At 69.7% G+C, this 21109-nt stretch carries 22 protein-coding genes; 7 read left to right on the top strand and 15 right to left on the bottom strand.

Annotated features, from left to right (window positions below; translation table 11 throughout):
* The first annotated feature begins 309 nt into the window (after positions 1-309).
* Positions 310-1083, top strand: coding sequence for a TNT domain-containing protein (locus tag NLI01S_RS11490; protein WP_067603509.1), 774 nt, complete (start codon positions 310-312; stop codon positions 1081-1083).
* A 168-nt stretch (positions 1084-1251) separates the two neighbouring features.
* Entirely contained in the window at positions 1252-1500 is a 249-nt protein-coding gene (locus tag NLI01S_RS11495; RefSeq protein WP_084392504.1) for a hypothetical protein, read from the top strand.
* 94 nt (positions 1501-1594) lie between these two features.
* On the opposite strand, the gene purE is transcribed toward NLI01S_RS11495, so the two are convergent.
* Together purE and NLI01S_RS11505 are read right to left on the bottom strand one after the other, a co-directional pair.
* The gene (gene purE, locus NLI01S_RS11500; RefSeq protein ID WP_190318436.1) at positions 1595-2128 is read right to left on the bottom strand and encodes a 5-(carboxyamino)imidazole ribonucleotide mutase; all 534 of its coding nucleotides are present in this window, start codon (positions 2126-2128) and stop codon (positions 1595-1597) included.
* Entirely contained in the window at positions 2125-3282 is a 1158-nt protein-coding gene (locus NLI01S_RS11505; RefSeq protein ID WP_067603511.1) for a 5-(carboxyamino)imidazole ribonucleotide synthase, read from the bottom strand. The genes purE and NLI01S_RS11505 overlap by 4 nt, the downstream gene beginning before the upstream one ends.
* A gap of 193 nt (positions 3283-3475) precedes the next feature.
* Here NLI01S_RS11505 and NLI01S_RS11510 point away from each other — a divergent pair, with 193 nt between their 5' ends.
* Positions 3476-3976: a GtrA family protein gene (locus tag NLI01S_RS11510; protein WP_067603512.1), complete on the top strand. Its 501-nt coding sequence runs from the start codon at positions 3476-3478 to the stop codon at positions 3974-3976.
* Here the strand turns inward: NLI01S_RS11510 and NLI01S_RS11515 are convergent.
* Positions 3973-4983 (bottom strand): CPBP family intramembrane glutamic endopeptidase, encoded by a 1011-nt coding sequence (locus NLI01S_RS11515; protein WP_067603514.1) that lies wholly within the window; start codon positions 4981-4983, stop codon positions 3973-3975. The two genes, NLI01S_RS11510 and NLI01S_RS11515, sit on opposite strands and share 4 nt — an antisense overlap.
* A gap of 401 nt (positions 4984-5384) precedes the next feature.
* Here NLI01S_RS11515 and NLI01S_RS11520 point away from each other — a divergent pair, with 401 nt between their 5' ends.
* Positions 5385-6524: an Mrp/NBP35 family ATP-binding protein gene (locus NLI01S_RS11520; RefSeq protein WP_067603516.1), complete on the top strand. Its 1140-nt coding sequence runs from the start codon at positions 5385-5387 to the stop codon at positions 6522-6524.
* 102 nt (positions 6525-6626) lie between these two features.
* On the opposite strand, the gene NLI01S_RS11525 is transcribed toward NLI01S_RS11520, so the two are convergent.
* From NLI01S_RS11525 to sigE, 4 genes are all read right to left on the bottom strand, one after another.
* Positions 6627-7688 carry a S1C family serine protease gene (locus tag NLI01S_RS11525; protein ID WP_084392508.1) on the bottom strand — a complete coding sequence of 354 codons (1062 nt, stop codon included), beginning with the start codon at positions 7686-7688 and terminating at the stop codon, positions 6627-6629.
* Between the two features lie 486 nt (positions 7689-8174).
* Positions 8175-9218, bottom strand: coding sequence for a transcriptional regulator (locus NLI01S_RS11530; RefSeq protein ID WP_067603519.1), 1044 nt, complete (start codon positions 9216-9218; stop codon positions 8175-8177).
* Complete coding sequence (locus NLI01S_RS11535; RefSeq protein WP_084392506.1) at positions 9215-9850, bottom strand: anti-sigma factor family protein; 636 nt, start codon at positions 9848-9850, stop codon at positions 9215-9217. Before NLI01S_RS11535 ends, NLI01S_RS11530 begins: the two co-directional genes overlap by 4 nt.
* Positions 9851-9852: 2 nt before the next feature.
* Positions 9853-10446 carry an RNA polymerase sigma factor SigE gene (gene sigE, locus NLI01S_RS11540; RefSeq protein ID WP_067603521.1) on the bottom strand — a complete coding sequence of 198 codons (594 nt, stop codon included), beginning with the start codon at positions 10444-10446 and terminating at the stop codon, positions 9853-9855.
* A gap of 286 nt (positions 10447-10732) precedes the next feature.
* Here sigE and NLI01S_RS11545 point away from each other — a divergent pair, with 286 nt between their 5' ends.
* Positions 10733-11323, top strand: coding sequence for an O-methyltransferase (locus NLI01S_RS11545; protein ID WP_067603523.1), 591 nt, complete (start codon positions 10733-10735; stop codon positions 11321-11323).
* 197 nt (positions 11324-11520) lie between these two features.
* Here the strand turns inward: NLI01S_RS11545 and NLI01S_RS11550 are convergent, their stop codons facing one another.
* From NLI01S_RS11550 to NLI01S_RS11560, 4 genes are all read right to left on the bottom strand, one after another.
* Positions 11521-13035 (bottom strand): leucyl aminopeptidase, encoded by a 1515-nt coding sequence (locus NLI01S_RS11550; RefSeq protein ID WP_067603525.1) that lies wholly within the window; start codon positions 13033-13035, stop codon positions 11521-11523.
* A 115-nt stretch (positions 13036-13150) separates the two neighbouring features.
* The gene (locus tag NLI01S_RS25215; protein ID WP_014909697.1) at positions 13151-13318 is read right to left on the bottom strand and encodes a DUF3117 domain-containing protein; all 168 of its coding nucleotides are present in this window, start codon (positions 13316-13318) and stop codon (positions 13151-13153) included.
* A gap of 463 nt (positions 13319-13781) precedes the next feature.
* Complete coding sequence (locus NLI01S_RS11555; RefSeq protein WP_067603527.1) at positions 13782-14363, bottom strand: hypothetical protein; 582 nt, start codon at positions 14361-14363, stop codon at positions 13782-13784.
* Positions 14364-14557: 194 nt separating this feature from the next.
* The gene (locus NLI01S_RS11560) at positions 14558-15085 is read right to left on the bottom strand and encodes a hypothetical protein (protein ID WP_190318438.1); all 528 of its coding nucleotides are present in this window, start codon (positions 15083-15085) and stop codon (positions 14558-14560) included.
* A gap of 62 nt (positions 15086-15147) precedes the next feature.
* On the opposite strand from NLI01S_RS11560, the gene NLI01S_RS11565 reads away from it, so the two are divergent.
* Complete coding sequence (locus tag NLI01S_RS11565) at positions 15148-15585, top strand: hypothetical protein (protein WP_067603529.1); 438 nt, start codon at positions 15148-15150, stop codon at positions 15583-15585.
* Positions 15586-15591: 6 nt separating this feature from the next.
* On the opposite strand, the gene NLI01S_RS11570 is transcribed toward NLI01S_RS11565, so the two are convergent.
* The 3 genes from NLI01S_RS11570 to NLI01S_RS11580 form a co-directional block, all read right to left on the bottom strand.
* Positions 15592-16368, bottom strand: a complete 777-nt coding sequence (locus NLI01S_RS11570) for an LOG family protein (RefSeq protein ID WP_190318439.1) — start codon at positions 16366-16368, stop codon at positions 15592-15594.
* 114 nt (positions 16369-16482) lie between these two features.
* Positions 16483-17547 (bottom strand): succinyl-diaminopimelate desuccinylase, encoded by a 1065-nt coding sequence (gene dapE / locus NLI01S_RS11575; RefSeq protein WP_067603533.1) that lies wholly within the window; start codon positions 17545-17547, stop codon positions 16483-16485.
* Between the two features lie 361 nt (positions 17548-17908).
* Positions 17909-18745 (bottom strand): 2,3,4,5-tetrahydropyridine-2,6-dicarboxylate N-succinyltransferase, encoded by an 837-nt coding sequence (locus NLI01S_RS11580; RefSeq protein WP_067603535.1) that lies wholly within the window; start codon positions 18743-18745, stop codon positions 17909-17911.
* Between the two features lie 255 nt (positions 18746-19000).
* On the opposite strand from NLI01S_RS11580, the gene NLI01S_RS11585 reads away from it, so the two are divergent.
* Entirely contained in the window at positions 19001-19873 is an 873-nt protein-coding gene (locus tag NLI01S_RS11585) for a hypothetical protein (RefSeq protein WP_067603537.1), read from the top strand.
* A 61-nt stretch (positions 19874-19934) separates the two neighbouring features.
* On the opposite strand, the gene dapC is transcribed toward NLI01S_RS11585, so the two are convergent.
* Positions 19935-21044: a succinyldiaminopimelate transaminase gene (gene dapC, locus NLI01S_RS11590; RefSeq protein WP_067603539.1), complete on the bottom strand. Its 1110-nt coding sequence runs from the start codon at positions 21042-21044 to the stop codon at positions 19935-19937.
* Between the last annotated feature and the right edge of the window lie 65 nt (positions 21045-21109).

Raw genomic sequence — 21109 nt, forward strand, 5'->3', positions numbered from 1 at the left:
CCCACACACCCCACACCCGCCCCACAAATCGGAAGCCCCCTCAGGCGCCCCGCCCTCACCACCCACCCCCGGGGCAGCACGAAGCCGGTGAAACCAGCGGCTCCCCCAAGATCAATGGGATCACGTCCACTCGTCCCCCAACACCCCGATTTCCCTGCCTGTGGATAACCCACCGCCTTCCAACCAGCCGTCCACCGACCGCCCGCCGACCGATAAGGAGAATTTCCACCGGACAAGGACGCCACCATGATTCACTACACAGAGCTACAGAGAGAAGACCCTGAGTGGCAACCGATCGAATGGAGTCCGATGTCCCTCTTCCACGTGGTGTCCGCCACGAGCCTTCCTCTCCCCCTTGCCCTTGTCCTGACGGTCGGTGCTCCTTCCCTCGCCCTGGCCGACGAATCCATTCCCTCACCACCCCTGGTACCGACCAGCGAGTGCCCCGTGCTGGATCCACCGCCCAGCGAAGAGGACCTGGATCGGTACCTGTGCGGGGACCCGAGGTTGGGACCGACCGAACTACCCGCTGACGGTCCCGTCGGTGAACTGGTGGAGGGCTACGACCGGTTCGGCGACCTCTCCCCCGCGGAGTTCCTGGACCGGTGGGCCACCGAAGACGGCTGGGACTACCCCGAGCACGACGGATTCGTCGTGGAGAACGGCAGCCCGTTGAAGGAACTCCAAGAACTGCCCGAGGGATGGATGCTGGACCGCTTCGGATCCCCTTGGGGCTCATTCCTCGCCCCGGCCGGCGCCCCGTTCTCCGAGCGAGCCCTGCCGCCGGACTCCCTGAACACCTGGCCGGACGGAGCCGAGCACAACTACAACTGTTACGAGGTCGTCCTGCCGATCGACGCGTGGGTGGGACCGATCGCACCGCACTTCGAACAGCCCGGCGGCGGTGAACAACTCCTGATCCCGACCGAGAGCGTTCCCGAAGCCGGTGGCCAGGACGGTGGCGGAGGCGCTTACGGGGCCGACGACGGAGGCTACGTCTCCGTCCACGACCTCTTGGAATGGGACTACCTCGACCAGCGGCCCGCCGAGGAGTGCGTCTTCCCCAAGGAGTTCGCCGCTTAGCAACCGGCCCGGGTGGATTCAGGTCCCGGCTCTCGGTGTTCGCGGTCCTCGTAGTGCTCTCGATCCTCGCGGTCCTCACCGTGCACAAGATGTTCCCGCTCCTGGAGGACCTCGGCTTCCGCTGGGAGCCGGTGCAGCGCCACCAGAACCGCCACGGCCGGCACCGGCGTGCTCGGGCGCCGACGCGAGCTCAGCGCCCTGATCCTCGGCATCCGCCCGGAGGAGGTCGACGACGCCACCTCGGCGGGGCCAGGCTCCATGGTCTACAACCTCGTCACCGGCTACGTGCTCCAGTACCTGGTCGCCCCCGACTCCCTGACCACCGTCGAGCAGGCCATGGACGGGATCCGTGCCCTCCTCCCCCAAGAGGGTCGGCTCCCCTCGACGGAGCGACCACACGAACGGTCCACCCCATGAGAGCCGGTCCCGGACACCCGGCTCCGGACACACGAGGGCCCCGGCGTCCTCGTGGAACACCGGGGCCGAACGAGCGCTCACCCACCAGCACCCATTACATACTGAAACCCATGGGCTTGCCGCCCTCGGCGACCTCGCGGCGCAGCCGCTCGCCCTTGGCGTGCGCCTGCGTCTTCAGCTCCTCCTGGAAACGAGCCATGCGTTCGGCCAGCTCCGGATCGTGCGCGGCCAACTGACGCACCGCCAGCAGCCCGGCGTTGCGGGCCGCGCCCACCGCGACGGTCGCCACCGGCACCCCCGCGGGCATCTGCACGATGGACAGCAGCGAATCCATGCCGTCCAGGTACTTCAACGGAACCGGCACACCGATCACCGGCAGGGTGGTCACCGAGGCCAGCATGCCCGGCAGGTGCGCCGCGCCGCCCGCCCCGGCGATGATCGCCTTCAGGCCACGCCCGGCCGCCTCACTCCCGTAGGAGATCATCTCGTGCGGCATGCGGTGCGCCGAGACCACGTCGGCCTCGAAGGGCACGTCGAACTCGCGCAGTGCCTCGGCCGCCTCGCGCATCACCGGCCAGTCGGAGTCCGACCCCATCACGATGCCCACCAGGGGCTTGCCTTCGGTCACTTCTGGTCTCCTCGCAGGTAGTCGGCGGCGTCGCGGGCACGCTCCAGCAGGTCCTCGTGATCGTCGCCCATCACGGTGACGTGCCCGATCTTGCGGCCCGGACGCACGTCCTTGCCGTAGAAGTGCACCTTCACCTCGGGGTCCTTGGCCATGACGTGCAGGTAGCGGCGGTAGATCTCGGGGTCCTCGCCGCCCAGCACGTTGGCCATGACTGTGAAGGGGGCGTTGGTGCGCGGCGACCCCAGGGGCAGGTCGAGGACGGCGCGCAGGTGCTGTTCGAACTGGGAGGTGCGGGCGCCCTCGATGCTCCAGTGACCGGAGTTGTGCGGACGCATCGCCAGCTCGTTGACGATCACGCCGTCGGCGGTCTCGAACAGCTCCACCGCGAGCACACCGGTGACACCCAGCGCGTGCGCGATCTCGATGCCCAGTTCCTGGGCTCGGGTGGCCTTCTCCTCGTCCAACCCCGGGGCCGGCGCGATCACCTCGTGGCAGATCCCGCCGCGCTGCACGGTCTCCACCACCGGGTAGACCGCGACCTGTCCGTGCGGGGATCGGGCCACCTGCACGGCGAGTTCCCGGGAGAAGTCCACCTTCTCCTCCACCAGCAGCGGCACGTCCTCGGCGGCGGCGCGCTCCACGACCTCGCGGGCCTGGTCGGGATCGGCGGCGATCCACACGCCCTTGCCGTCGTAGCCTCCGCGCGCGGCCTTGAGCACGACCGGCCAACCCGCCTCCTCGGCGAAGGCGGTGACGTGTTCCAAGGTGGTCACCGCCCGCCATCGCGGCGAGGGCGCGCCCAGTTCGGCCATGCGGGTGCGCATGCGCAGCTTGTCCTGGGCGAAGCGCAGGGCGTCACGGCTCGGGCGGAGCAGGCCACCGGCCTCCTCCACGGCGCGCAGGACCGGTTCGGGCACGTGTTCGTGGTCGAAGGTGACGACGTCGTGCGCCTTGGCGAACGCCAGGACGTCGTCGAGCCCACGGTCGTCACCCAGGGTGACGTCACCGCAGACCAGGGCCGCGCTGTCGGTGGGGCTCGCCGCCAGGACCGAGAAGTCCACGCCGAGGCCGATACCGGCCTGGTGCGTCATCCGGGAGAGTTGGCCTCCGCCCACCATTCCCACGCGAGGGATGATGCGGTTACGCTCGCTCACAGTTCCTCAACTCAATGCTCGTCGACCACGGATGCGGGACGGTCCCACACGTGGTGGAACCTGGCCGTTCGGCTCGGAACCCGCGGCCGGGGTCTTCATCACGGCCCCGGCTAGAGTCTAGGGCGTGCGGGTGTGACGCCCGAGGGCCGCTCCCCGCGCGGCGAGACACCCCCAAGGACTGGAGGCGCAGCCCGTGCGCGAGTTCCTCGCCCGGCACCCTCGTGTCGCCGGGTTGGCGGCCGAGGTGGGCAAGTTCGGCTCGGTGGGCGCCCTGGCCTACGTGGTGCAGTTGGCCGTCACCAACCTGGTGTGGGGGCTGTCCGACCTGCCCTTGTTGGTCGGACAGGTGGTCGGCACCTCTTGCGCGATCGCGGTCGCGTTCGTCGGCAACCGGTTCTGGACCTTCCGCGACCGGGCCCGCACCGGCTACGGTCGGGAGACCTTCCTGTTCCTGGTGATGAACGGGGTCGGCATGCTCATCCAGGTCGGCTGTCTGGGCTTCGCCGTGTACGTGTTGGGCTGGGAGGGACAGCTGGCGGGCAACATCGCCGGCAACGTCGTGGGGGTGGGTCTGGGCACGCTCTTCCGGTTCTTCTCCTACCGGACGTGGGTGTTCCCGCCGGATCCCGGCCCCGGGTCCGGTTCCGGCCCCGGTCCCACCCCGGATCCCACGTCCGATCAACGGTTCGGCTAGGAACGGACGGCGCTGCGGGCGCCGGCCCCGAAGCGGGGCGCGCAGCGCACCGCGAGGAACGAGTACAGCCCCACCTGGACGACCGTGACGGCGAGGGTCAACGGGGTGTCCGCTCCCATCGGCAGCCCCGCGCCGATGACGACGCCGGTGCCCACCTCCGAGAGTCGACCCTCCAGGGCGCAGCGGGTGAACTGGAACAGGCTGTTGACCATGTGCAGCCCGATCGCGGCCTCCAGGCCTCCGGTGCGCCAGGTCAGCCAGGACATCGCCAGCCCGAACACCGCCAGGGACGCCGTGGTCCAAAGATGGCCCGGGTGGGTGGCGGCGTACAGGGCGGCGAACAGGGTTCCACCGGCGAGGATGGCCGGCCACGGCGAACGCATCACCCTGGAGAAGGAGCTCCCGCCGACCGAAGATCCCAGCGAACCGACGAGCTGCATGACGAGCCCGCGCAGCGTGAATTCCTCGGCCGCGGACTGCAACGGCACCAGGAGGACGATCACCGCCATGAGCGCGAGCAGGACCTGGATCCCCTCGCCGGTACCGGCGGGTTCGGCCTCCACCGCCGCCGCGTCCGCCGCGGCGGCGGGCAGCAGCGGCACCAGGAACGCGCACACCAGCGCCAAGGCCAGGGCGATCAGTGCGCAGATCCCGAGCCAGCGCCAACGCATGCGACCGGTCACCGAGATGAGCGACCCGGTCCGACGCCACTGCACCACTCGGGTCACGAAGAACGCCAGCGGTATCAACAGCGCTATCGACGCCAGCCCGAAGGCGAGACCGGCGATCTCCCCCAGGTTGGCCGATTCCAGCGCCAGACCGCTGCCACCGAGGATGGCGACGATGGTCATCACGACCATGACGCCGACCCACAGGAAGAACGACAGGACCGCGAAGACCGCGATCGCCACGAGCGGCACCCACCACCGGAAGAATCGGTTGCGGGCCAACCTGTGGTAGGACTCACCCTCGGGGATCTCCGAGCGCGCGAACTCGTTCGTACGCACCGGACGCGGAGGTGGCCAAGCCCACACCGAGGGGTCCGGTGTCAACGCCGGATGCCCCCCTGGCGGCGTCTGCCTCGCGCCCCCGGGAGGGCAGGCCCAGGTCTGCTCCCTGGACTGTTCGAGACCGCCGGAAGCCGGACCCTCCGGCCCCTCGGGCGCGGCGGGCCAGGACGAACCAGGCGGTGGCGGCACATTTCCCATCGTGCGCAGAGACTACTATCCGGCCGTGTATCGCCCGCGTTAAGTCCACGCCGTTATCTCCTGGTCACCGTACGGATCGGCCGGAATCACACCCGGGCCCGCGCCGGAATAGCGCGGTGCCGTGCGCCTGTTGGAACAAGTGGACCTGCGAGTCATGCCACAGGCCGACCACCCCATCCCGCTGACCTACGATTGGGCACATGTCCTCCACACCATCCACCGAGCAGGTAAACGCAGCCCTGGCCACGGTGCAAGACCCGGAGATCCACCGTCCCATCACCGACCTCGGCATGGTCAAGAGCGTCGACATCGCCGACGACGGTGCCGTGCACGTCGGTATCTACCTCACGGTGGCCGGCTGCCCGATGAAGGGGCGTATCGAGAAGGACGTGACGACCGCCGTGACCAAGGTCGCCGGCGTCACTTCCGTCAAGGTCGAACTCGACGTGATGAGCGACGAGCAGCGCAAGGAGCTCCAGACCAAGCTCCGCGGTGGTCAGGCGGAGAAGGAGATCCCCTTCGCCAAGCCCAGCTCGCTCACCAAGGTCTACGCCGTCGCCTCCGGCAAGGGCGGTGTCGGCAAGTCGTCCGTCACGGTCAACCTGGCCGCGGCCCTGGCCGCCCAGGGTCACAAGGTCGGTGTGGTCGACGCCGACATCTACGGTCACTCCGTGCCGCGCATGCTGGGCGCGTCGGACTTTCCGACCAAGGTCGAGGACATGATCCTCCCGCCCACCGCCCACGGCATCAAGGTCATCTCGGTGGGCATGTTCACCGAGGGCAACACGCCCGTCGTGTGGCGTGGACCCATGCTGCACCGCGCCCTGCAGCAGTTCCTCTCCGACGTCTTCTGGGGCGACCTGGACGTCCTGTTGATGGACCTGCCCCCGGGCACCGGTGACATCGCCATCTCCGTGGCCCAGATGTTGCCCTCCGCCGAGCTGCTCGTGGTCACCACCCCGCAGCAGGCCGCGGCCGAGGTCGCCGAGCGCGCCGGCGCCATCACCGCGCAGACGCACCAGCGCATCGCCGGTGTCATCGAGAACATGTCCTACTACCAGCCCGACCCGGACGCCGAGCCGGTGTACCTGTTCGGTCAGGGCGGTGGCCAGAAGGTCGCAGACGCCCTCACCAAGACCCTCGGCGCGCAGATCCCGCTGCTGGGTCAGGTGCCGCTGGACACCCGTCTTCGCGAGGGCAGCGACGAGGGGCAGCCCCTCGTTCTGAGCACGCCCGAGGCCGAGGCCAGCAAGATCATGGCGAAGATCGCCGAGGGCCTGGTCGCCAAACCGCGCGGGCTCGCGGGCATGCAGCTGGGTATCTCCCCCGCCGGTCGCTAGGGGTCCGTTCCTCGAACGGCTGGAGGACCGACGTACGGCCCCCGGGTCACCGACTCAGGGGCCGTCGTGCCACGCGGGACCGGAGAGCGGGCCCGCGCGCGACTACTCGTCGGGGCCCAGGGTGACGGTCACGGTCTCCCGATCCCGGTCGCGCTCGTACTCCAGCTCGACCTCGTCGCCCGGAGCCTTGTCGCGCACCATCGCCTGTAGTTCGCCACCGGAGTTGACTCTGCGACCGTCGAAGGACACGATCACGTCCCCCGGTTCCAGCCCGGCCTGGTCGGCCGCGCCGCCCGACTCGACGGCGTCCGGGTCGTCCGCGATCACCGCGCCCACGACCGTGCTCTCGTGGTCGTAGGTGACGCCCAGTTCGGCGTAGGTCGTGGACTCCTCACCGTGGTCGACCATCCGTCCGATGACCGTCTCCGCCTCCGTGGAGGGGATCGCGAAGCCCAGACCGATGCTGCCCACCGGCTGGTCACCGAGCGGTCCGCCACCCATGCTGTAGATCATCGAGTTCACCCCGATGACCCGGCCTCGCATGTCGACCAGTGGTCCACCGGAGTTACCGGGGTTGATGGCCGCGTCCGTCTGGAGCGCGAAGAACTGGGTGTCACCACCGTCCGGGCTCACCGGCCGGTCCAGCGCGCTGATGATGCCCTGGGTGACGGTGCCCGCCAGCCCCAACGGGGCTCCGATCGCGATGACCTCGTCGCCGACGATGGCCTCCTCGGAGTCACCGAACTCCAACGGGTCGACCTCGCTGGGTTCCTCCAGCTCCAGGACCGCCAGGTCCGAACTGGGATCGGATCCCACCACCTCGGCGCCGCTGCTGCTGCCATCGCTGTACTCGATGACGATCCCGTCGGCCTCCAGCTCCGAGGACACGTGGTCGTTGGTGACGACGTAGTCGCCCTCGATGACGAACCCCGAGCCACCGCCGCCGGTCATCGGGTCCGCGCTGCGCAACGACACCACGCTGGGACTGACCCGCTGGGCCACGCCCGCCACAGAGTCGGGCGCGCGCTCCGGTGCTTCGGGCGGGGGTTCGTTGATGTTGGGCCCTTGCTGTTCGGGGTGCTCGGAGGAGGGGTCACCGGAGGGACCGACGAACGTGCCGATCACTCCGCCCGCACCACCCGCGATCAGGGCGACCACGAGCATGCCGCTCAAGGCCATCCAGGCGGGGATGCCGCGCTTGGGTCCGCGTGACGCGATGGCGGGCCGCTGGTAGGCCTGCTGCGGCGCGCCCGGTGGGACGGTGAAGTGACCGGTCCCCGAGAGGCCCTGATGGTGCGTGGTGCCCTGTCCGGGCGCCTGGAAGCGCTCCTGGTACGGTCCGGGGCCCTGGAAGGGGCCGCCGTGACCGGTGGGGCCTCCCTGGGGTGGGTGTCCACCGGGGTTGCCCGGGCCTGGAGGCGGTGGATTGCCTGGAGGCGGTGGGTTACCGGGACCCGAAGGTCGTCCCGTGTCGCCGACCGGATGCGGGCCCTGGGGAGCGCCCTGCTCGGGTGGTGCACCGTTCGGGCGGGAGGTGGGTCGGTCCCATCCCCGGGCGGGTTCCGAACGGTCGTTCTCCTGGCTCAAGACCTGCTCCGTATGTCGCTTGGCTTTCCGCTCGGCACACAGCGCGCCGACCGGGGCGGGACCCTAGACCAGCCCCAGCCGAGACAGACCTCGCTGAACCCGCGACCAGAACCCGGAGGAACCCTCCGGCCCGGGCAGCGCCGTCACCGCCGAGGAGGCCAGGTCGGCGGGTGCGTCCGCCAGCAGCGTGTAGACGAAACCGTTCGCCTGCCACATGCTCTGGTACTGACCCACGTCTCCACCGAAAATCGTCTCGTGCCCTGTTGTGACGCCTCCTCCCCCCGTACCGGTTCCGACATATCCGTTCTGATCCGCGGAGAGGTGTTCCTCCCCCAGTTTCCCACGTTGTGCGAACACGGAGATCTGGGAGAGCCCGTCGGAGTAGACGGTGTGCACCACCCGGTGTTCCTCGTGGTGGGTGGACCTGGCGTCGACCAGGCGAAGGTTCCAGGTCAGGTGCTCCGGAAGCGTCCAACCCTCGGACCGCAGTTCCTCGCGTTCGGTGTGATCGAGCGCGTCGCCCCAGGGTTCGTCGCCCAGGGTGTCCTCCGGCCAACCCCGGTCACCGAGTCTCAGTTCGGTGAGCCTGCTGCTGAAGGACGGGTCACCGGCGGGGTCGTAGACGTCGCGGCCCAGGAGCAGGTCGGTCGCTTCGTCCACCCAGAACCGTCCGGCCACGGTGTCGTCAGCACGTCTGGCCTCCACCACCTTGGCGGAGCGTCCGTCGAGTTCCTCGGGTTCGGCCTCCACCACCCGGTAGGTGTGTTCGAGCATGGCGAGGAGGCTTTCGTCGAGGGTCTCCAACGCCGAGGAGGAGCGCACCACGAACGGTTGCTCCTCCGCGCCCAGGGGGGCCATGGCCAATCCCTCCCCAGGTCTGCTGACCACCCGCACCGCGAGGGTTCCCTGAGGGCCCCGCAGTCCGCGGACCGCCGTATAGGCCACTCTGCCGTCGGCCTCGGCGGCGCCGCGCAACACCGTCATGCCGCCGTCCCCGCCTTCCGCGGGGACCTCGGACGCATCGGGATGCGTCGCCGCGCTGCCCAGCAGGACACACAGCGCCACGACGAGGGAGGAGATGGCGGAGCGGGTGCCTCCGCGCCTCACCGGGTCGTTTCGTTCGGGTCCGATGCCCGCTCCGACGTCCTCGGTATCCCGGCGGGCCACGCGACGACCGGGTCCGTGGCCGGGTCGACGACGGGGATCTGCCGGCTGGTCACGGCGTGTTCCACCGCGTAGTCGGACAGGCGGGGCTCGACCACCGGAGCGTTGTCCGGGTTCTCACCACCGGCGACGAACGCGCTGCCCAGCAGGGCGGTGGCCACCGCCAGGCCGGCCACGGCGTAGCGTCCACCGGAGAAGTACGGCGACCGGACCGAGCCGCCGTCCTCTGGTCGACGCACGGGGACGTACCGTTCGGGGCTGGTGCGCGGCTCGCGGCGCTCCGGGGCCTTCCGGGTCGGTTCCTCGGGAAAGCCCCCGAGTGGTCGGGACGAGCCCAGTGGTGCGCCGGCCCCGAAAGGGCTGTCCATCCCTGGTCGGGCCATGAGTCGGCCCATGAAGTCCAGGTCCGGTTCCGGTTCGCCGAGCCCGGTGAGGCGGCGCTTGAGCCTGCGCATCATGTCGGCCTCGAACCGGCACGGTTCGCACTTGGCCAGGTGGATGAGGGCACGTTCGTGTTCGGCGGCGCCCAGTTCCCCGTCGATGAGCGCCGAAAGACGCTCTCCGAGGTGGTCCATGCTCACTCCGCCTCCTTGTTCGCGTTCGCCTGTGCCGCCAGGGAACGCCGGTGTTCGAGAGCACGACGCAGCTGCGCCCGACCTCGGTGGATGCGGCTGCGGACGGTGCCGAGCTTGACGTCGAGCGTGGCGGCGATCTCCTCGTAGGAGAGCCCCTCGATGTCGCACAGGACGACAGGAGCACGGAACTCGGCGGGGAGGGCGTCCAACGCGCCCTGGATGTCGGCGTCGAAGTGCCGGTCGTCGTAGCGCTGCGCGGGCGAGGGCTCTCGGCCCTCGAGGCGTTCGTCGGCGTTGTCCGCCAGGCCCTCGAAACGGATCCGGGCCTTGCGCCGGGCCATGTCCAGGAAGAGGTTGGTGGTGATCCGGTGGAGCCACCCCTCGAAGGTTCCGGGGGTGTAGTTGGCGAGGGAGCGGAACACTCGGATGAAGACCTCTTGGGTGAGGTCCTCGGCGTCGTGTTTGTTGCCGCTGAGTCGGTACGCCAGGCGGTACACCCGGGGGGAGTGCACCCGAACGACCTCTTCCCAGCTCGGGGGTTCCCATGCCTCGAACTCGACGGCAGGGCCGGTCTCTGGCACCGCGGCTCCCTTCATCCCCGAGGCTTCATCGCGATCAACGTGTTCAACGTCGAAAGGCGCCGATTAAGTTCCCGCCGTCACGCGCGGAAGTTCGCACCCGTTCAGGCTAGTCTTTTGACCAGGAAGAGCACCTGACCGCGACCATCATTCCACGGTGAGTGACGATCCCACCGGTCAGAGCGCAGGACCGTAAGGGAAACGCAGACCGTAAGGGAAACGGGAGGCCGTCATCAGCGCTGAAGAGAGCGTCGCTCGGACCGCGTGGGTTCGGACCGAACAGGCACGGTTCGAGCGGAACGCCATGGGCGACGGCCCCCTGGCGGACGCCTACGACACGGGACTGCGCTCCGCCGCCCCTCCCGTGGACGCCGCGACCGGGGCCGCCCTGCGGTTCCTCACAGCGGCCATCGGCGCGCGCTCGGTCGTGGAGCTCGGTACGGGCTGTGGAACCTCGGGCATCTGGCTGCTCCGCGGCATGGCACCGGACGGAATCCTCACCACGGTGGACGTCAACGCCGCTTACCAGGACTACGCGCGCGCCGCCTTCGCACGGGCCGGGTTCGGGGCCGGCCGTGCCCGGCTGATCCGCGGAGCGGCCCTGGAGGTGCTCCCCCGCCTCACCGACGGCGGCTACGACATGGTATCCGTCGACGCCGACCAGGCGTCCTACCCCACCTATCTCGACGAGGCCCTGCGTCTGCTGCGGCCGGGCGGCGTGGTGGTCTTCAACAACGTCATGGTCACCTCCAACGAACCCGACGGGCCGCTGCGCGTGCCCGACCAGGCGGAGGTCGCGGTGCGCGAGGTCATGCGCCGCATGCGCGAGGACGAGGAGTTCATCCCGCTCCTGATTCCGGTGGGCGAAGGCCTCCTGGCGGCCATCCGACCCTGACCGCGGGTCGATCGATGGGTGGGCCGGGGTGTTGCGGACAGCGCGATGTCGGCGGAAGCCGAGGTTCCCCCGAGTACGAGAAGACCACGTGGAGACCGACCGGCGCCACCGTCGACCCCCCCGACCTGTGGAAAACCCACCCGCGCACGCTTTCGCGTCGCGCAGGTGGGTTCGTGACGACCGGGTGAGGCGGACGTCTACTTCTGGGCGAGCCAGCGCAGGAGGGTCCGGGTCGCGAAGGCGGTGCCGCCCTTGCTGAGAATCCCGCTTTCCTGCATCGAACGGCCCGGACCGGCGATGTCCAGGTGGGCCCAGGGCAGACCCTCGGTGAACTCGCGCAGGAACAGCGCGGCGTCCGTGGCGCCCGCCGGGCCGAACTCCGCACCACGCGTACCGATGTTGGCGAGGTCGGCCACCCGGGACCCGGTGGTGGGCACGTACTCCTCGGTCAGGGGCATCCGCCACAGCGGCTCCCCCGACGCTTCACCGGCCTCGATCAGCTCTCCGGCCACGGCGTCGTCCGTGCTGTACAGGGCTCCCATGCCGGTTCCCAGCGCGACCTTGGCGGCGCCGGTCAGGGTGGCCACGTCGACGATGAGGTCCGGCTCCAGTTCCGAGGCGGCGTAACCCATGGCGTCTGCCAGGACCAGGCGGCCCTCGGCGTCGGAGTTGAGCACCTCGACGGTCTTGCCGGTGTAGGTGGTGAGCACGTCGCCGATGCGGGTGGCGTCGCTGGAGAAGGCGTTCTCGGCCAACGCCAGCAGACCGGTGACCTTCACGCGGGAGCCGACCGACGCCAGGGCGGAGAGCACCGCCAGGACGATCGCCGATCCGCTCATGTCGGTCTTCATCAGCGACATGTTGGCGTTGGGCTTGAGGGACAGACCACCGGTGTCGAAGGTGATGCCCTTGCCGACCAACACCACGTGCGCGGCGGGTCCTGCCGCGCCGGCCAGGTCCTCGGGGGTGTAGGACAGCTGCACCATGCGCGGCGGGCGGGACGAACCCTGACCGACGGCCAGGATCGCGCCGAAGCCCTCGTTGCGCAGGTCCTCCTCATCCCAGACCCGCAGGGTCAGACCCTTCGCCTCGGAGGTCTCCCGGGCTCGGGCCGCCATCCACTCGGGGTCCTTGGTCAGGGAAGGGGTGTTGATCAGGTCCCTGGCCAGGGCCGTGGCCCCGGCCAGGTGGGATCCCAGGGCCAGCGCGTCGGTGAGGTCCTCGGTCTCGCCCACCACGTCGATCCTCGTGGGAGGACGCTGGTCCTCGGGGGTTTCGGAGGTCTTCAGCGTGAACGTGTAGGAGGCGAGCAGAGCGCCCTCGACCAGTGCCGTGGCGGCCTCGGCCCGACCGGTCGCGCCCGGCCAGGCCAGGGCGACGTGCTTCCTGCCCCGGGCGGCCCGAGCGAGGGCGGCGCCGGCCTTCCGGAGGTCGCCGGGGGTTCCCGAACCGACTCCGAGAAGGGCCAGGCGGACCAGGCCCCCGTCCCGGGTCACCGGGAACTGGGAGAACTCGCCGGATTTTCCGGTGAGTGCGTAGTGAGCGAACAGATCGGTGAGCGCGGCCGGAAGGACCGCCGCGAGTCCGCTGTCGGCGACCCCTTCGACCGGTTCCGGTCCTTCCTCACCCGCGAGAACGGGGAGGACCAACAGGTCCGCGGTGGATTCGGCGAGGGTTCCCGTCAGGGGGTGGATCTCCGTGGCGAATGGCACAGGCCGCTCACAATCGTTCACTCATCGTGGGAGGTGTGGAACCTCGGGGGTCATCAGGGCGTTCCGGCCCAGGTGGGGGACGAATCGGGTGTCGGAACCAGCCGACGATGCCCTGTTATCCGACGACGCCCTGGAGCGCGTCCCGGAGTTCGGTCGCCTCATCGGGCGTCAACTCGACGACCAGACGGCCTCCGCCTTCGAGCGGAACCCGCATGATGATGCCGCGACCCTCCTTGGTGACCTCCATCGGCCCGTCACTGGTCCTCGGCTTCATCGCCGCCATGCCATTCCCCTTTCTAGGTGTTCCTCGCGGCCGGGGCCGAACCACGACACCGGTGCCGATCCACACGTGTGTCTCGGCTCCGCAACCGTGGGCCGGTTCCGGGTGACTCGTGCCCGTGTGTCTTGAGGGACGTGAATCACTCTTCGCCCATTATCTCGGAGGTTGACCCCTGTGTGTGCGTCAGGCGACAGCCGGACCACCGCCGTGAGCATCAGATAACGAGGAAGCTTTGGTCACTAAGGTTATATCGGTCCTGGCCGAAACCGGCTCGGCTCAGGCCGGAGCGGGGGCGGAGCGAGCGCACCCCTTCCGGTTTCCGCCCCGGGGCGAGGGCCTGGATCCGTCGCCGTGCGGGCGTCTGGAACACGGGTTCACCTGGGACCTCACCGGCGGGTCCATACGGTTCGAACCGGCTCCATCCACGTTCGACCGGGCCCGCCCGCGGCGGGGGGATTCCCGAAACTCAGTCCAGGGTCCCGGTGGAGACCATCCGGGTCCCCTCCCTCGTGACCGAGGACCACTCGGCGTTGAGACCCGAGTCCGCGGTCGGCCACAGGGTGAGTTCGGCCTCGTCGACGCACCTTTCGTCGGGATCGGAGGTTTCGGTGTAGGTGTACACCAGTCGGTCACCGTCCCGGGCCGACAGCTCCAGGGTCCCCGAGCAGGAGAAGGTGGTCCAGGCCGTGCTGCCTCGTTCGGCGCCTTCCTCGATCCGCACCTGGGCGTCCCATTCGGCGACCGGGTCGCCCTCGGTGTTCACCTGGCTCATGAGCCCCGACCACGACCCGACGAACTCGTCGGGTTCGGAGGTGGCCGTGACCGGCGCCTGCTCCGAGTCGTCCAGGTAGACCCAGGCGGCGGCAGCGCCACCGGCCACCAACAGGAGCACGATGGCCGTGATCCCTACCCGGGTGAGCCGACGTCGACGCTTACCGTTGTGCCGGGTCGAACGGGGCGGGGGCCACAGGGCCAGTTGGCGCACCGGGGTGGCGGAATCCTCGGGCTCTTCGTCCGCTCCCGCCTTGAGTTCGGCAGTTGTGTCCATCCTCGCCATCCTCACGACGATCCGTCCGCTCCGACGGAGCGGGGGTACGCATGTACAGCGAACGAGAATAGAGCACCCGAACGCTCGGGAAAGGGCCATGGGAGACGGATCCGGTGTGATGCACGACATAGACACCCGAGGGGTTCCGGCACGACCGGAAGGGGCGGTGGGAGCCGGCCCCTGGTCGATGGCGCCTACTCGCGGTCCGTTCGGCCCCGCTCCTTCCCTTCACCGCCGCCGACGGTGAGGTCGTCTCCCTGGGGAGCGTACGCCTCCGGGGTCGGGGCCGCCCCCGCGTTCTCGGCACCGGTGCCCGCGCCACCGTCCGCGCCACCGTCCATGGTGGCGGGCTCTCCGGACGGGATGTCACCGGGCAGGTACGAATCGAAGCTCGGGCCGGTGCCCCGGGGCACGTACGACGGGTCCAGGCGCGCCAGCCGCCACTCCAGGTCCTCGATCCGTTCCTCGCGCTCGCGCAGCGTCGCGGTCAGCCGCAGCAACAGCGCGTCGACCGCGCGCACGTGATAGCCCCACAGCGCCAACGGCAGGAGCAGCCCGCCGAGGTCGCGGGAGCCCACAGGTCCCTCTTCTGGCAGGTCGAGCGGGGGGAAGTCGGCCTCGAACCGGGCGAGTTGTCCGCCCTTGCCGAGCACGACGAAGACCACGCCGACGAGAACGGCGAGCGCGGCGACGGCCACCAGGATCATGATGAAGTAGGGCACGGTTCCGATCGTGCCACATGGCCCGTCACCCCGGGAGTGGCGCACCGTGGGAGACTCGCCAGGTGCCCAACCAGCCTTTCCGGGTCATGACTCCCGACGCCCTCACCAACCTGAACACCGCCGACCGCACCGTGGACGACGCGGTGGTCGACGCCGGGCATCGACCACCGACGGAGCGGGTCACGGAACTGGTCGCCGCCGGCCACACGGTCCGAGTACGCTGCGACCCCGCGCCCGGAGGCCCCACGGGCGCGTGCCCCGAGGGCGTGACCGGGCACGAGTGCCCCTCCACACCGCCCATCCCCGGGTCCGCACCCGCGCTCGCGGGAACGGTGCCGGTGGACGTCGCGGAGGAGGTCGCCCTGGCCGCCGCCTATGCCTGGGCAGGGGCGCGGGCGTTCGTCACGCGGTACCCGGAACGGGTCCGGCGCGCTTTGGACATGGTCGCCTCGATCCGGGGCGAGCGTCCGCCCTCCGCCGTGCGCCGCGGCCTGGTCTGAACCGGCTCAGGCGCTGGGACCGGGTTCGTCCCTCTCGAACTTGTTCTCCAGGTGCACGTGGGACTGACGGATGGTCGCGACCACGTCGTCGGGGTCGTCGGTCACGTGCAGCAGGTCCATGTCCTGCGGGGAGATCAGGTTGTGCTTGAGCAGGCTCGACTCGACCCACTCGCGCAGACCGCCCCAGAACTCGGTGCCCACCAGGATCACGGGGAAGCGGGTCACCTTCTTGGTCTGCACCAGGGTGATGGCTTCGAAGAGCTCGTCCAGGGTGCCGAACCCGCCCGGCATCACCACGAAGGCCTGCGCGTACTTCACGAACATCAACTTGCGGACGAAGAAGTACCGGAAGGTGACGCCCACGTCGACGTACTCGTTGAGGGTCTGTTCGAAGGGCAGTTCGATGCCGAGCCCCACGGACATCCCGCCCGCCTGCTGGGCGCCCTTGTTGGCCGCCTCCATCATTCCGGGCCCACCACCGGTGATGGTGGCGTAGCCCGCTTCGGCGAGCTTGGCCCCCATCTGGACGCCCAACTCGTAGTACTCGGTGCCCGGCTGGATCCGGGCGGACCCGAAGACGCTCACAGCGGAGGGCATCTCGGCCAGCAGCCCGAAACCCTCCACGAACTCCGACTGGATGCGCAGGACCCTCCAAGGGTCGGTGTGCACCCAGTCGGAGGGGCCCCTGCGGTCGAGCAGACGCTGGTCGGTGGTGGTGTCGGGGATGGCGCGGCCGCGGTAGGTGAGCGGACCGGCGCGCCTCACTCGTTCTTCTTCCGTCATGTTCGTAAAGCTATCCGCCCAGACCCGGCTCACACTTGAACCACACGTGACCGATCGGTGGCCACTGGTGGCCGATCCGGTTCCCACCTGCGATGACGCACCTTCCAAAAGGGGTCAACGGCGGCCGGTGAGCCAGCCCACCATGCGTTCCTCGGCCTCACGGATCTGCGAGATCTTCGCGTACTCGTCGCGGGTGTGCGCCAGCATCGGGTCGCCGGGACCGTAGTTGACGGCGGGGACGCCCAACTCGGAGAAACGGGAGACGTCCGTCCACCCGAACTTGGCGCGGGCCCGTCCCTCTCCCACCGCGGTGACGAAGGCGGCCGCCGAGGGGTCGTCCAGGCCGGGTCGGGCCGGGGCCGCGGAATCGGTCACGGCCACCTCGAAGCCGGTGAACACCTCGCGCAGGTGCGCCTCGGCGTCGGCCGGGGAGAGGTCGGGGGCGTAGCGGTAGTTGACGCGGACCACGCACTCGTCCGGGATGACGTTGCCGGCGACGCCACCCTCCACCGAGACCGCGTTGAGGCCCTCTCGGAAGGTCAGTCCCTCTACCTCGGGTTGTCGCGGCGTGTAGGCGCGCAGCACGTCGAGAATCTCGCCGGCCTTGTGGATGGCGTTCTCGCCCATCCAGGAACGGGCGCTGTGGGCGCGCTTGCCGGTGGTCTTGACGTCGACTCGCATGGTGCCCTGGCAACCGCCCTCGATGACGCCGTCGGTGGGCTCCATGAGGATGGCGAAGTCGCCGTGCAGCGACGCGGGGTCGTTGCGGCTCAACCGGAGCAGGCCGTTGCGGGAGGCGTCGACCTCCTCGTTGTCGTAGAAGACGTAGGTGACGTCGTGCACCGGTTCGGACACCAGGGCGGCCAGCTTGAGCTGGACGGCCACTCCCGCCTTCATGTCGGTGGTGCCGCAGCCGTAGAGGCGGTCGCCGTCCACGCGCGAGGGCACGTTGTCGACGATCGGCACGGTGTCGAGGTGGCCGGCGATCACGATCCGACGCTCGCGGCCCAGAGCGGTGCGTGCGACGACCGCGTCGCCGTCACGGGTGACGGTCAGGTGGGGCAGCGGGGACAGGGCGCTCTCGACCGCGTCGGCGAGGGCCTTCTCGTCACCGCTCTCGGAACGGATGTCCACGAGGTCGGCGGTCAGGTCCGCCACGTCCGAGGTCAGGTCCAGCATGGTGTCGCCCCGTTTCAGGTGTGCTTCGCGGGTGGAGTGAAGGGTCCGTCGCCACCCTAGAACAGGCGACGCCCCTCCCGGATACCGGAAGGGGCGTCACTCTGTCGTCTTAAGCCTCCGCTTCGCTTTGGCCCACCCGTCGCCCGCCACCACCCTCAACGGACGGCCTGGCGGCCGACGGTCCGCCTTCTTTCGGGCGCCCCAAAAAGTCAGGAATGGGTTCGAGGAGACACTGTGGCGCCTCTGGTGGGATAGCGAAAAAGCGTGCTATCCCACCGCCGGCACCTCCCCGGGTTTCCAGGGAACGGGGCCTGACGGCGCCCGAACGGCAACCCCCGCAGTCCAGGAGCTGCTCATGGGCCTAGGCGTTGACGCCGTGCTCGCGCAGGAGGTCGTTCAGGGCGAGCTTGTCGTGCTCCTGACCCTCCTCCAGACGCTTGAGCACCAGCAGGACCGGCATGCCGAAGTCGCCGCCGGGGAAGCTCTTGGTGCGATTGGCGGTGACGCACACCGACCAGGCAGGGGCCTCGCCGCGGGGCAGCTCCTCGCCCGTCTCGGCGTCGAAGACGCGCGTGGACGAGGTGAGGATGGTGCCGGCGCCGAGCTTGGCGCCCTTACGGACGCGGGCGCCCTCGACGACCATGCTGCGCGAACCGAGGAAGGCCTCGTCCTCGATGATGACCGGGGAGGCCTGCGGCGGCTCCAGGACGCCGCCGACGCCGACACCACCCGACAGGTGGACGTTCTCGCCGACCTGAGCGCAGGAACCCACCGTGGCCCAGGTGTCGACCATGGTGCCGGAGCCGACGTAGGCGCCGATGTTGGTGAAGGACGGCATGAGGACCACGCCGGGGGCCAGGAAGGAGCCCCAGCGGGCGATCGCGCCGGGGACGACGCGGACACCGTCGAAGCGGGTCTTGAGCGGCACGCGGTCGTGGTGGTAGAAGTCGCCGACCTGCGACTCCTTCATGTCCAGGACCTTGAAGCCGAGAAGGATGGAACGCTTGGCGCGCTCGTCGACCACCACGTCGTCCGTGGCGGGATCGACGAAGGCCACGCGGGCCTTGCCCTCGTCGATCTGGTCGATGGCGCCGGTGATGATCTCACGCGCCTCGGTGTGGCCGGGGGTCAGTTCGGAGCGCTGCTCCCAGAGTCGGTCGATCTGGTCGGGCAGCGGACTGGTGTACGAGCTGGTCATGTGAACACACGTTAGTCCCTCGATGAGGCCTCGGGGCGTGTGGCCCGCCCGCCCGCGCTGAGCGGTTGGCCACTCCCGAGAACCGATTACTCCGGGTTTCACGGATGCGCCTCCACGCGCCTACTAGAATGCGCGCAGGCACGCCGATCACCCTTCCTGGGGGGACCCCCCGGCGGCCCGGCGCACGGCCCCGTCCCCGCCTTCGCGCGAGGACGCCCACGTGCGTCCCACCCGTCCCCGACCCTTGGTTCGCCCGTGCCCAGTAAGCGCAGGAAGTTCTCCGCGTTCGCCAAGATCCTGTTCGCCCTGACCCTCGTGTGCGGTCTGCTCGTCGGGGGGGCCTACTACGTGCTGACCACATTCGAGCCCCTGGACACCCAGGAGCCCCCGGAGCCGGGATGCCGCCTGGACCTGTCGAACGGGCGGTTCGACATGGAGCACGAACAGGCCCAGAACGCGGCCACCATCGGCGGGGTGGCCTTCAGCCGGGACCTGCCGACCCATGCGGTGACGATCGCCTACGCGACCGTGTGGCAGGAGTCGCGCTTCTACAACATCGAGTACGGCGACCGGGACTCGCTGGGGCTCTTCCAGCAGCGTCCCTCCCAGGAATGGGGAGACCCGGAGGAGGTCATGGACCCGGTGTACTCCAGTCGGGCGTTCTACGACGAGCTGACCGAGGTGCACAACTGGGAGAGGATGCCGGTCTACGAGGCCGCCCAACAGGTGCAGCACAGCGCCGACGGGTTCGCCTACGACCAGCACGAGGCTCTGTCGGAACGGATGGCGGTGACCTTGGGCGGTGAGAACGGCGGCCAGGCGACCTGCTGGTTCGACCAAGAAACCGTGGAGTCCCTACAGAGTGGCGAAGCCGACACCGCCGGCGCGGAGGAGGCCATGGCGCAGGTGTTCGGCACCGACCCCGCCGAACTGCCCCCGGCGGAGGATCCGGCCCACGGCGACCTGGGGTGGGCGATGGCCATGTGGGCCGTGGTGCACGCCGAGGAGTACGGTCTGAGCTCGGTGACCTACGAGAACATGCGCTGGCAGGCCTCCGACGGCCTGAACGACGGCCAGGCATGGACCGAGGTGGAGGACGACACCGGCGGCCGCGTGGTGCTCCGCTAGTGCCCGCTCGCGGTGTCGGTCTCGGATTCGAGAGTGACAGCGCGAGCGGGAGCACCGGAGGTCACTCGGCCAGACGGTCGACGGCGGCCTTGACGCGGTCGTCGGTGGCGGTGAAGGCCACCCGGACGTGGCGCTCCCCCGTCGGGCCGTAGAAGGCTCCCGGGGCGACCAACAGGCCGCGTTCGGCCAGGGCTCCCACGGCGCCCCAGGCGTCGTGGTCCGGGTGGCTCGCCCACAGGTACAGGCCCGCCTCGGAGTGCTCGATCCGCCAACCGGCTCCCTCGAATGCCTCGCGTAGCAAGGTGCGACGGGCGCGGTAGCGCTCCTTCTGCTCGGCGGCGTGGTCGTCGTCGTCCAGGGCGGCCTTCATGGCGGCCTGCACCGGGGCGGGCACGATCATTCCGGCGTGCTTGCGCACCGCCAGCAGCTCCGAGACCAGCGCGGGGTCGCCCGCGACGAAACCGGCGCGGTAACCGGCCAGGTTGGAGCGCTTGGACAGCGAGTGCACCGCCAGCAGGTTCTCGTGCGAGTCACCACAAACGTCGGGGTGCAGGATCGACACGGGTTCGGCGTCGTCCCATCCCAGGTCGAGGTAGCACTCGTCGGAGGCGACGATGGCGCCGCGTTCGCGGGCCCAGGCCACCACCTTGCGCAGGTGGTCCTTGCCCAGCACCCGTCCGGTCGGGTTGGCGGGCGAGTTCACCCACACCAACTTCACCCGCGCGGGGCCCAGAGCGGCGAGTCCGTCGGTGGCCACCGGGGTGGCGCCGGCCATCCGAACACCCACGTCGTAGGTGGGGTATGCCAGCTCCGGCAGCGCTACCGTGTCGCTCGCCCCCAGACCGAGCAGGGTGGGCAACCAGGCCACGAGTTCCTTGGAACCGACGGTGGGCAGCACGGCGCCGCCGGCGACGCACACCCCGTGGCGGCGCTGAAGCCACCCCTGGATCGCGGCGCGCAGTTCGGGGGTGCCCCACGTCAGTGGGTACCCGGGCGAGTCGGCCGCGGCGGCGAGCGCCTCGCGCAGGGTCGCCGGGACCGGGTCGACCGGGGTGCCGACGGACAGGTCGACGATTCCGCCGGGGTGGGCCGCCGCCGTCTTCTTGTACGGCGTCAGCCGGTCCCAGGGAAAGGTGGGGAGCCGGTCGGTCACCGGTCGCCGTTCACCCATCGGGGCACTCTCCATCCTGTTCGTGGTCCTCGCACAACGGCGTCGCGCCGGCCCCGGGTGGGGCC

Source organism: Nocardiopsis listeri NBRC 13360, assembly GCF_001570765.1.
GTDB lineage: Bacteria > Actinomycetota > Actinomycetes > Streptosporangiales > Streptosporangiaceae > Nocardiopsis > Nocardiopsis listeri.

Coding starts and splice junctions, on each gene's coding strand:
- NLI01S_RS11555 (WP_067603527.1), bottom strand. CDS start 14,363: ATGGACACAACTGCCGAACTCAAGGCGGGAGCGGACGAAGAGCCCGAG.
- NLI01S_RS25215 (WP_014909697.1), bottom strand. CDS start 13,318: ATGGCGGCGATGAAGCCGAGGACCAGTGACGGGCCGATGGAGGTCACC.
- NLI01S_RS11535 (WP_084392506.1), bottom strand. CDS start 9,850: ATGGACCACCTCGGAGAGCGTCTTTCGGCGCTCATCGACGGGGAACTG.
- NLI01S_RS11520 (WP_067603516.1), top strand. CDS start 5,385: ATGTCCTCCACACCATCCACCGAGCAGGTAAACGCAGCCCTGGCCACG.
- NLI01S_RS11570 (WP_190318439.1), bottom strand. CDS start 16,368: ATGACGGAAGAAGAACGAGTGAGGCGCGCCGGTCCGCTCACCTACCGC.
- NLI01S_RS11545 (WP_067603523.1), top strand. CDS start 10,733: ATGGGCGACGGCCCCCTGGCGGACGCCTACGACACGGGACTGCGCTCC.
- dapE (WP_067603533.1), bottom strand. CDS start 17,547: ATGCTGGACCTGACCTCGGACGTGGCGGACCTGACCGCCGACCTCGTG.
- NLI01S_RS11580 (WP_067603535.1), bottom strand. CDS start 18,745: ATGACCAGCTCGTACACCAGTCCGCTGCCCGACCAGATCGACCGACTC.
- NLI01S_RS11490 (WP_067603509.1), top strand. CDS start 310: ATGTCCCTCTTCCACGTGGTGTCCGCCACGAGCCTTCCTCTCCCCCTT.
- NLI01S_RS11525 (WP_084392508.1), bottom strand. CDS start 7,688: ATGCTCGTGGTCGCCCTGATCGCGGGTGGTGCGGGCGGAGTGATCGGC.
- dapC (WP_067603539.1), bottom strand. CDS start 21,044: ATGGGTGAACGGCGACCGGTGACCGACCGGCTCCCCACCTTTCCCTGG.
- sigE (WP_067603521.1), bottom strand. CDS start 10,446: ATGAAGGGAGCCGCGGTGCCAGAGACCGGCCCTGCCGTCGAGTTCGAG.